Consider the following 8,939-nt stretch of genomic DNA (forward strand, 5'->3'; position numbering starts at 1 on the left):
GAGCGGTGGGGCGGCTCAGCGTCTCGCGGAGCGCCTTCTTGCTGACCTTGCCGACGCCCGTCTTGGGGAACGTCTCGACGAACTCGACCCGGTCCGGAATCTTGAAGGCCGCCAGCCCCCGCTCCCGCAGGAACGCGGTCAGCGACGTGGCGGCGGGAGGCGTGCCCCGGGGGATGACGAACGCGCAGGTGCGCTCACCCAGGAAGGCATCCGGCATGGAGACGACGGCCGCGTCGTGGACCTCCGGATGCGCCAGGAGGTGGTTCTCCACTTCCTCCGCCGCGACCTTGTCGCCGCCCCGGTTGATCTGATCCTTCGCGCGGCCCTCCACCACGAGGTAGCCGTCCGCGGTCATCCGCACCAGGTCTCCGGTGCAGTAGAAGCCGTCGGACGTGAAGGCGCGAGCGTTGTGCGCCTCCGCCTTGTAGTAGCCGCGAATGGTGTACGGCCCGCGCGTGAGCAACTGGCCCGTCTCACCCGTCGCCACGTCCTGGCCGTCCTCGTCGACGATGCGAACCTCGTCGTCCACGCTGATGGGGCGGCCCTGCGTGTTGACGATGAGTTCCTCGGAGTCGTCCAGGCGCGTGTAGTTGACCAGTCCCTCGGCCATGCCGAAGACCTGCTGCACCGTGCAGCCCAGCGCGGGCTTCACGCGCGCGGCGGCCTCGGCGCTGAACTTCGCGCCGCCCACCTGGAGCACGCGCAGGCTGGACAGGTCATGCCGGCGCGCCTTGGCCGCGTCCAGCCACACCATGGCCAGCGGAGGCACCAGCGCGGTGATGGTGACCTTCTCCTTCTCGATGAGCGGGAAGGCCACGTCGGGGCTCGGGTGCAGGGCCAGCACCGAGGTGCCTCCCGCGTAGAACGTGCCGAACACGCCCGGCGAACTCATGGGGAAGTTGTGCGCGGCGGGCAGCGCGCAGAGGTACACGCTCGATGCGTCCAGCTGGCAGATCTCCGCGCTGGCCCGCAGGCTGTACAGGTAGTCGTCGTGCGTGCGGGGAATCAGCTTGGGCACGCCCGTGCTGCCGCCGGAGAGCTGGAAGAAGGCGACGTCGTCGGGACGCGGCTCCGTCAGCTCCACGGGCGAGTCGGCATACAGGCTCTCCAGCGACGTGAAGGGCCCCGCGTCTCCCACGACGATGACGTGCCGGAGCGACGGCGTCTTCGCCTGCACGCTGGTGGCGAGGTTGCGATAGTCGAAGCCGCCGTGCCGGTCGGCGATGACGTATGCGACCGCCTCGGTGAACTCGCAGAAGTAGCCGATCTCCGAGGCGCGGTGCGCGGGCAGCGCGAAGACGGGCAGGGCCCCCAGTCGGAAGAGGGCGAAGCACACCTCGTGGAACGCGCCGATGTTGGGCAACTGCACCACCACGCGGTCCCGGGGCTGGATGCCCAGGCCCTTCAAGCCCGCGGCGAGCCGGTCCACGCGCGCGTCCAGCTCGCGGTACGTCCAGCGCTCCTTGCCGGACACCAGCGCGGTGCGCTCGCCATGACGCTCGGCGCGCTCGCGCAGCATCCGTCCGAAGGTCTCACCCTTCCAGTAGCCCGCGCGGCGGTAGCGCTCGGCGTAATCCTGGGGCCACGTGGGGCAGCCGGGCAGCCGGGAGTCGCCCTGGCTCACGGCTTCACCTCGACGCCCTGACCCAGGCCCATGGCGACCAGCATCGTCCGGAACTTCGCCTCGGTCTCCGCCAGCTCCGACTCCGGCTTGGAGCCCGCGACGATGCCCGCGCCCGCGAACAGCCGCAGCGAGTTCTCGTCCGCCTCCGCGCAGCGGATGGTCACCGCCCACTGGCCGTCACCATTCACATCGCACCAACCCACGGTGCCCGTGTAGTAGCCGCGGTCAAATGGCTCGATGTGGCCGATGGTCGCGTGCGCCAGCTCCGTCGGGTAGCCACAGACGGCCGGGGTGGGGTGGAGCGCGACGGCGAGCGTCAGCGACGTAATGGACGGGTCCGCCAGCTCTCCCACGATGCGGCTGGACAGGTGCCACATCGTCTGGGTGCTGACGAGCGACGGCTTCGCGGGCACATCCAGCGTCTTGCAGAACGGCCGCATGGCCTCCGCCACCGCGTCGATGACCACCGCGTGCTCGTGCAAATCCTTGGGGGACTGGAGCAGGGCCGCCGCGCGAGCCTGGTCCTCCACCGGGTCCGGGCTGCGCGGAATCGAGCCCGCAAGCGGGTTGGCCAGCACCTGCATTCCCGAGCGGGACACCAAGAGCTCCGGGCTCGCGCCAATCAGCGTGCGCCGACCCTCGCCGGGCATCAGCCCCGGGCGCGTGGGCAGGTCCGCCGCGAAGGTGTAACCGGACGGGTTGCGCCGGGCCAGGTTGTGCAAGAGCCGCTGCAGGTCGATGGGCGTCGTGGAGCTCAGGTGCAGCGAGCGCGACAGCACGACTTTGCGCAACGGGCCGCTCTCCATCAGCTTCAGCGCCTGCGCCACGCCGTCCAGGTATGCGGCCGGCTCCGGCACGGGCTGCACGGTGTAGCGCGTGGGCACGCCCTGGTGGGGCATCGCCACGTCGTCGAATACGAGAGGCCCCGCGCGCTGGATGGTCATCGGCACCACGAGCTGCGCCGGGACGCGCCCGTCGAAGGGCACCGCGCCCACCGCCACCGGGATGTCGTGGTCCGCCTGCCGCGCCTCGCTGAGCACCGCCGCCACGCGCTCGGGCAGCCGCGCGAGCGAGCTCGTCCCGCCCACGTGCGGCACCGTGGCGAAGGTGCCCTGCGCCAGCAACGTGCGGCGGGGTGAGGCGAAGAAGAATGAGGAGCCCGCTTCGTAGCTCTCGAGCAACTGCGCGGCCAGCTTCTGGGTTGCCACTGCGCGTTCGGTCGTCTTCACAGCCAACCTCCTGTTCCGAAGGCCACGCCCTCGTCGCGGGCGCGGCCCTGGAGCAAACCTGTCGTTTCAATCCTGAAACAAAGAATCCATCTCAACTTCGAGCCACCCGGGCGCCGGGTGGAGGAGGGCACGGGCTCAGACGCCCAGCGTGGCGCCGCCGTCGACACAGAGGTCGTGCATGGTGATGTGTCGCGCGCGGTCCGACGCGAGGAACTGCACCGCCTCCGCGATGTCCCGGGGCGTGGCGATGCGCCGCAGGGGAATGCCCACGCGGAACGTCTCCGAGGCTCCGGCGATGACGGCCTCGGCGCCGTGCTCGTCCTTCCACATGCCCCGCTGCATGGCCGTGTCGGTGGAGCCCGGAGACACCACGTTGCAGCGGATGCCGTACTGAGCCAGCTCCAGGCCCAGGCACTTGGTGAACATGGTGGACGCGGCCTTGGACGCGGCATACGCGGCCATCTGCATCCGGGGTGTCCCCGCGGCATTGGAGCCGACGGTGACGATGACCCCCGCGCGGCGAGGCACCATGCGCCGGGCCACCGCGCGCGAGACATGGAACACCCCGTTCGTGTTCACCCCGAACGTCGTGGCCCAGTCCTCGTCGCTGAGCGACACCACCGGATTCATCCGCAGCACCCCCGCGACGTTGACGAGCGTGTGGATGGGCCCCAGCTCCTTCTCGATGCGCTCCACGACGGTCTCCACCGCGGAGGCGTCACTCACGCTCACGGGCCAGGCCGTGGCCCGCTGGCCTTTGCCGCGCAGCTCCGCCACCAGCGACAGCAGGCCCTCCGCGTTCGTGTCGAGCGCGGCGATGGTCGCTTCACCGGCCAACACCCGCGCGACCTCGGCGCCAATGCCTTGCGCGGCACCCGTCACCAGTGCCACTCGCGGTGTGTCTCCCATCGGGGCCTTCTCCTGCCGGTACCCGAGGGGTCCGAGGTAAAAGTGGGATAATGAGAATGGTTCTCATTATCGTTATTGGGCGACTAAGTGCCATGTGCGCCGCGCGGTGTCAAGAGTGCTGAGACTCCGGGGCGAATGCGTTGACGCGTTTCCACCCGGGCGGGGGTGATGCAATGTGGGGAGTGAGTGGGTTCTGATTCGCGTGGGCGCGAGAGCGTCTGGGTGAGCCATGGGGGATGCCATGTCACACGCTGCGCTGCTGTCCGAAGTCTCGCTCTTCGCTGGACTGGAGGACGAAGCCCTGGACAGCCTTTCCTCGCTGCTGCGTCCGCGGCGTTTCGCGCGAGGCGAGGTTGTCTTCCATCAGGGAGACGTGGGGACGTCGCTGTTCATCATCCGGCGCGGTGAGATTGACATCCGGCTGAGCTCGCCCGACGGCAAGGAAGTCATTCTCTCGTTGCTGGGGCGGGGGGACTTTTTCGGGGAGCTGGCGTTGCTGGATGGAGAGCCCCGGTCCACGGATGCCGTCGCGCGCGAGGAGTCGGAGCTGCTGACCCTCCAGAGGGAGGACTTCCGCCGGTTCCTGGAGACCCGTCCGGGTGTCTCGCTGGGCTTGCTGGCGACCTTGAGCCAGATGGTCAGGCATGTCACCCAGCTGGTTCATGACACCCATTTCCTGGATGCGCGGGAGCGGCTGGTTCGGGTGTTGCTTGACCTGGGGAGGGAGCAGGGTGTTCACGGGCCCGGAGGTGTGGTCATCCCTTGCAACCTCACGCAGACAGACCTGGCGAACCTCTGCGGGTTGACCCGGGAGAGCACCAACAAGTGGCTGCGCTTCTATGTGCGCGAGGGATTGCTGTCCTACGAGGGGGGAGTCATCACCCTGGTCCATCCCGAGCGCCTGGGTAGGGAAACCCCTTAGTACCGCTGGGCATTCGGGATGTGAAGCCGTTCACTGCGGCATATTTCAAAGGCGTCTAGGTTTGTCATGCGGCTCCACCGTGGAGGCAGCATGGCGCGTCTGGCTTCCCCAGGTCCCTGTTCGACTCAGACTTCCGAGCCTGGGGAATCGTCCCCGCGCGTGGGCGCCACGATTCCCGCGCCCGAGGCGTCGCCGGTGGGGCCCGCTCCACTCCCGGTGTGGACGCGGTTCCTGCCCGCGGGCCGCGTGGTGGTTCGCGAGGGAGACCCGGGTTCGTCGATGTTCGTCATCCTGGAAGGCAAGGTGGGCGTGTACCGGGAGGCCGGGAGGCGCGAGGCCCGCCTGGTGACGCAGCTTTCGGGCGGCGGCTTCTTCGGAGAGCTGGCGATGATGGCGAAGTGTCCCCGGACCGCGAGCGTCGTCACGCTGGAGCGGACGGTGCTGCGGGAGCTGTCTCACACGGGCCTGTCGCTGACGGGCTCGCGCTACGGACTGGACGCTCCGGTGGTCGCCATGCGGTGTCGCGAGAGGCTGCTCGCGGATGCCTTGTGCGGCAGTCCCGTGTTGAGCGAGTTGTCGCCGGAGCTGTGGGCGCAGCTGGGCAGCGCGCTCGTCCCCTGCGCGGTGGAGGCCGGTGCGCAACTGCTCACCTACGGCCAGCCAGGTGAGGCGCTCTACATCCTGTTGCGCGGCCGCTGCGGCGTCTTCCACACGCACGCGGATGGGCACACGACGGCGTATCCCGACATGGTGGAGGGAGACCTCTTCGGCGAGGTCTCCCTGCTGCGAGGGCACCGGGCCACGGCGACGGTGAAGGCCCTGACGCCCTGCACGCTGCTGCGGTTGGACCGGGACGTGTTCCGCAAGCACTTCTGGGGGCAGGCGGAGATGCGACGCGCGCTCGTGCGGCTGGGACTGGCGCGCATGCACCGGACGATGGACGTCATCGCCAATCCCGGGGGCTGATTACAGGGCGTAGCCGAGCGTCACTCCGAGCACGTGCGCGGAGCCGGAGTAGGTTCCGTCAATGCCCGGCGCGGTGCTCTCCGTGTCCGCGAGGAAGACGAACTGGTAGCCCACGTCCGCGCGCAGGCCGGCCGTGGTGGTGTAGCCCGCGCCGATGGCCACCTTGTAGCGGTCCGCGTCCGGAAGGTCCGGCGTCAGCGTGTCCGAGGGGCTCGGCGACAGGTCGGCCACCAGTCCCGCGCGCGCCTGGAGCTGGGGCGTGACGGCGTACTCGGCGCCCAGGTGGTACTTGATCTTCGTCGACCAGCTCTTGGCCAACGGGTTGTTGAGCTGCGGCGTGTCGGGGAAGGTGATGGCCAGCTCCTCGAAGCTGGACCAGTAGGTGACCTGGGCGTCCAGGGCCATGGTCAGCCGCTCCATCGGATAGAAGGCCAGGCCGATGGCGAGCGTGGCGGGGAAGGTGACGTCCGCGCTCACGCGCTGGTCCGACATGCGCTGCTGGAACTCCACGGGGATGTTCTGGAAGTCCGCCTTCCCCTCGAACGTGACGGCGACCGAGCTGCGGTAGTGCACGCCCAGCGTCAGCTCCCCGGGGAGCAGCTCCGCCTGGAGCCCCGCGTTGAAGCCCACTCCCCAGGCGCCGCCGCCCAGGTGGATGGAGCCCTCGCTCTCCAGGAAGTTCAGCGCCCGGCGGATCTCCACCGTGGAGCGCACGACGTCCACGCCCGCGCCCACGCGGACGGACTCGTGGAGCTGATACGCGACGGTGGGGTTGATGTAATACGCGGCGAGGTTCGACTCCTGCCCGCGGAAGCGCCCCACGAAGTCCTCTTCCCAGTGGCTGCGCGCGCCATAGGGCGTGTACGCACCCACGCCGAACGCGAGCTTCTCGAAGGGCCGAAACACCGCGAAGACATGCGGCGGTGGTGACAGCGTCAGCTTCTGTCCCTGCGTGGTGCCCCCCGTCGGCGTGAACTTCAGGCTCGGGAGGATTCCGGTGTCGCCCACGGTGATGTCCAACGTCTTCACGCCCAGGATGTTGGCCGCGTTGGAATAGATCGCGGACGAGTCCTCCAGCCACGCCGTGGCCGCGTTGCCCAGGCCCGTGGCGCGAGCGCTCTGCGTGTCGATCTGAAACCCCGCGGCGTGGCTGACACCAGCGGCGAGGAGCGTCATGAGTGAGAGCGTTGTTTTCATGGTCGGTTTGAAACGAGCACTATAGGACAGTCTGCTTTGGCGCAGTGCGCTGGTCATCCAGGCTTGAAGCAATTTTACGGATGCCCTGCCCTGAACGATGCATCCCCGGGTCAGTCGTACACCACGCGCCCAAGTGTGAACCCGTCATCCTTGGTAGGGGGCTGCGTGCATTTGCACAGGTTTTCTCAGTAAGACTTGTTTTACCTGGACTCCCCTCCCAGGCCCCTCGCCATGACCCAGCCACGCTCCCAGGACCTCCTCGTAGAGCGCAGCGTCACCCGTGCGGTGGAACCCCGCACCGACACGGAGCGCGCGGTCGCGCATATCTGGAGTGAGGTGTTGAACATCCCGCAGGTGGGCGCGCTCGACAGTTTCTTCGAGCTCGGTGGCCACTCCCTGCTTGCGACACAGGTGCTCTCGCGCATCCGGACGTCGTTGCGGGTGGAGCTGTCGCTTCAGGAGATGTTCGACCTGGTGACTGTATCGGCGCTGGCGGGACGTATCGATGCGCTGGTGGCGTTGCAGCCCGGAGAGGTGCTGGAGCCACTGCATCCCTCGCGTGAGGCGCGGCCGTCATCGCTGGTTCCGTGCGAGCGTCAGGCGGAGTTGTCGTTCGCGCAGCAGCGACTGTGGTTCCTGGACCAGTACGCACCGGGCAGCCCGCTCTACAACCTGCCAGCGGCGTTGCGGCTGGAGGGGACGCTCGACGTGGCGGCGCTGGAGCGGGCGTTCACGGAGCTGGTGTGTCGACATCAGTCGCTGCGCACGGTGTTTCCCGCGAGGGATGGGCGGCCGCTCCAGGTGGTGGCTCACGCGGGCAACGCGCCCATGGCCCTGGAAGTGGAGGACCTGCGCTACCTGCCGGAGTCGGAGCGTGAAGCCATCGGCTTGCGCACCGTGCGCGAGGAAGCTCGGCGGCCGTTCGACCTGGTCCGGGGTCCGCTTTTGCGCGCGCGGGTGTTGCGACTGACGGAGCGCGAGCATGTGGTCGTCGTCACGATGCACCACATCATCTCGGATGCGTGGTCCATCTCCGTGCTCATCCGGGAAGTGGTCGCGCTCTACGAGGCCTTCAGCGCGGGCCGGCCCTCGCCGCTGCCGGAGCTGCCCCTCCAGTACGCGGACCATGCGGTGCGGCAGCGCGAGCGGCTGCGAGGGGAGGCGCTGGAGCGACAGCTCTCGTGGTGGAGGCAGCGCCTGGAGGGCGCCCCGCCCGCGCTGGAGCTTCCGGCGGACCACCCTCGCATCGCCGGGGCCTCCAACCCGGGCGCGGTGCTCAAGGTGGAGCTGCCGGTGGGGCTGGTCCGCATGCTGCGTGGCTTCTGTCGTCAGGAGGGCGCCACGCTGTTCATGGGGCTCCTCGCGGGGCTTCAGGCGCTGCTGTCGCGGTACTCGGGGCAGGACGATATCTGCGTGGGGGCCCCTGTCGCGGGACGCACCTCTCCGGAAACGGAAGGACTCATCGGCTTCTTCGTGAACACGCTGGTGCTGCGCACCAAGCTGGACGGAGACCCGACGTTCCGTGAGCTGATGTCTCGCGTGCGTGAGACGACGCTGGGGGCGTACTCGCACCAGGACGTGCCCTTCGAGAAGCTGGTGGAGGCGCTCCAGCCGGAGCGCCAGCCCAAGCGCTCGCCGTTCTTCGAGGTGGCGCTGGTCCTGGTCAATACCCCCATGGCCGCGCTGGAGAGTCCGGGGCTGCGCTTTCGTCCGCTGGATGTGGACAGCGGCACCTCGAAGTTCGACTTCACGCTGACGCTGAGCGAGTCGCCCACGGGGCTGTCGGGGATGCTGGAGTACCGCACCGACCTCTACGAGCCCGCGACCGCGGAGCGCCTGGTGGCGCATCTGGAGCGCTTGCTGGAGCGAGCGGTGGTGGCGCCTCACCTGCGCCTGTCCGAGCTGTCCCTCGTGACGGAGCTGGACCGACACCTCGTGCTGGAGACGTGGAACGCGACGACCGTCGAATCACGCATCGAGGTCTGCGCGCACGAGTTGGTGGAGGCGCAGGCGGGGAGGACGCCGGAGGCGGTGGCGGTGGTGTTCGAAGGGGAGGAGCTGACGTACGCGCAGTTGGAGAAGCGAGCGAATC

The 8,939-nt window shown here is 68.7% G+C and carries 7 protein-coding genes; 3 read left to right on the forward strand and 4 right to left on the reverse strand.

The window, feature by feature from the left end:
* The 3 genes from HR086_RS41355 to HR086_RS41365 form a co-directional block, all read right to left on the reverse strand.
* A partial coding sequence (locus HR086_RS41355) for a (2,3-dihydroxybenzoyl)adenylate synthase (RefSeq protein ID WP_174468371.1) occupies window positions 1-1,624 on the reverse strand: 1,624 nt, incomplete at its 3' end.
* Window positions 1,621-2,853, reverse strand: coding sequence for an isochorismate synthase DhbC (gene dhbC / locus HR086_RS41360; protein ID WP_141646963.1), 1,233 nt, complete (start codon window positions 2,851-2,853; stop codon window positions 1,621-1,623). The genes dhbC and HR086_RS41355, both read right to left, overlap by 4 nt.
* Before the next feature lie 135 nt (window positions 2,854-2,988).
* The gene (locus HR086_RS41365) at window positions 2,989-3,762 is read right to left on the reverse strand and encodes a 2,3-dihydro-2,3-dihydroxybenzoate dehydrogenase (protein WP_174468372.1); all 774 of its coding nucleotides are present in this window, start codon (window positions 3,760-3,762) and stop codon (window positions 2,989-2,991) included.
* Window positions 3,763-4,003: 241 nt separating this feature from the next.
* On the opposite strand from HR086_RS41365, the gene HR086_RS41370 reads away from it, so the two are divergent.
* Window positions 4,004-4,684: a Crp/Fnr family transcriptional regulator gene (locus tag HR086_RS41370; RefSeq protein ID WP_174468373.1), complete on the forward strand. Its 681-nt coding sequence runs from the start codon at window positions 4,004-4,006 to the stop codon at window positions 4,682-4,684.
* 159 nt (window positions 4,685-4,843) lie between these two features.
* Window positions 4,844-5,650, forward strand: a complete 807-nt coding sequence (locus HR086_RS41375) for a cyclic nucleotide-binding domain-containing protein (protein ID WP_371745681.1) — start codon at window positions 4,844-4,846, stop codon at window positions 5,648-5,650.
* On the opposite strand, the gene HR086_RS41380 is transcribed toward HR086_RS41375, so the two are convergent.
* Window positions 5,651-6,826 carry an OmpP1/FadL family transporter gene (locus tag HR086_RS41380; RefSeq protein ID WP_305794120.1) on the reverse strand — a complete coding sequence of 392 codons (1,176 nt, stop codon included), beginning with the start codon at window positions 6,824-6,826 and terminating at the stop codon, window positions 5,651-5,653.
* A 252-nt stretch (window positions 6,827-7,078) separates the two neighbouring features.
* On the opposite strand from HR086_RS41380, the gene HR086_RS41385 reads away from it, so the two are divergent.
* Window positions 7,079-8,939: condensation domain-containing protein (locus HR086_RS41385; protein WP_254626670.1), on the forward strand; the 1,861-nt coding region annotated here is incomplete at its 3' end.

The sequence above is a fragment of the Myxococcus sp. CA039A genome, assembly GCF_013336645.1.
Lineage (GTDB): Bacteria > Myxococcota > Myxococcia > Myxococcales > Myxococcaceae > Myxococcus > Myxococcus llanfairpwllgwyngyllgogerychwyrndrobwllllantysiliogogogochensis.

Coding starts and splice junctions, on each gene's coding strand:
- HR086_RS41365 (WP_174468372.1), bottom strand. CDS start 3,762: ATGGGAGACACACCGCGAGTGGCACTGGTGACGGGTGCCGCGCAAGGC.
- HR086_RS41370 (WP_174468373.1), top strand. CDS start 4,004: ATGTCACACGCTGCGCTGCTGTCCGAAGTCTCGCTCTTCGCTGGACTG.
- HR086_RS41380 (WP_305794120.1), bottom strand. CDS start 6,826: ATGACGCTCCTCGCCGCTGGTGTCAGCCACGCCGCGGGGTTTCAGATC.